The 1,110-nt window shown below is 33.2% G+C and carries 2 protein-coding genes; both read right to left on the bottom strand.

All coding sequences use genetic code 11. The annotated features are described in order from the left end of the window. The coding region (locus J3L11_RS18810) for a hypothetical protein (protein ID WP_207571983.1) at positions 1-259 on the bottom strand (259 nt) is incomplete at its 3' end. 40 nt (positions 260-299) lie between these two features. Next, the gene (locus tag J3L11_RS18805; protein ID WP_207571982.1) at positions 300-719 is read right to left on the bottom strand and encodes a hypothetical protein; all 420 of its coding nucleotides are present in this window, start codon (positions 717-719) and stop codon (positions 300-302) included. Between the last annotated feature and the right edge of the window lie 391 nt (positions 720-1,110).

Below are 1,110 nucleotides of genomic sequence, written 5' to 3'. Positions count from 1 at the left end.
TTCCATTCATAATTTTTGCTCGCAATACTCCGCCCGTCTCCTTAAATTCAATATTTGACAGCAGTTCTACATCCCTAGTTTTCATGTTTAACAAATTTGAAATTTTATTTATAGTTTTAGCGGCTTCCTTATAATTTAGCACCCACAATTCGTGATTATATTCCTCAATAAGCTTGTCTAAAGTGTCAGGAATTCTATCTTTTGATTCACAGTTAAAACAAAATATAATTAATAATATTAATAAAATTTTTTTATTCATAAAAAAGCAGTTAAATTTCTTTAACTGCTCTCCATCTTAGTTAACGTTCAGATTTAGGATATGGCTCATCTGGACGAGACGACTTGCTATACGAGAATGAAGATGCCTCTACAACTGTACCGTCCGATTTAGACACTGCATGAGTGACTGTCCCTGAGGTAGAGGTTGTATCAATGTCATAATTAATTTTGAGATCAGCTGCTGTATCTATATAGCTTGAAGCCCAATTTTTTACGCCGTCAGGATCTGATAACTTATATTTATTTGTTGAATATTTATAGACACTAAAATCACTAGATACAATAGCGTAACCATCGTCATCGTATAGTGAAATGGTCACAATATTGTCTTTGATAGTTGCAGTTCCTGACGTATTGCTCAATGTGATATAATAGACAGAAAGGTCTAATTCGGAAAAGCTCGAATAAGACATTCCTGTTACTTCAGCAATAAAGTCCATAAGCATACTTGGGACGTATACCATCTTGTTTGTAACGGTAATGCCAGCCTCCCCCCAAACTCTTACCTAAAGTTTGGTACAGCAACGTTAGAAAGGAGGTGCGCCCATCACATCAAAGTTTCGTTGGAATGAAATTTTGTTGCTTTATGTAAATATTTTAGAATTAAGAAATATTTATTAATTGACATTTTATACTATATGATGCATTTTCGATCATTTCAATGGGTGATAGATGATACATTTAGCTTACAACTTTTAAGGTTTAGTTAAAAATGGAATGCAAATATTATCTCTTTGTCTTAACATGCTTAACTTTAGTGGGTTGTACTACACTAAGTGACGAGTTTGATGATGGATTTTATAATTCTGTCACTTTTTCTGAAGGGGAAAT

Source organism: Shewanella sp. 4t3-1-2LB, assembly GCF_017368415.1.
GTDB classification, from domain to species: domain Bacteria; phylum Pseudomonadota; class Gammaproteobacteria; order Enterobacterales; family Shewanellaceae; genus Shewanella; species Shewanella fodinae.
Note: the sequence above shows the minus strand (reverse complement) of the source record. Positions and strands in the feature narration are given on the sequence as shown.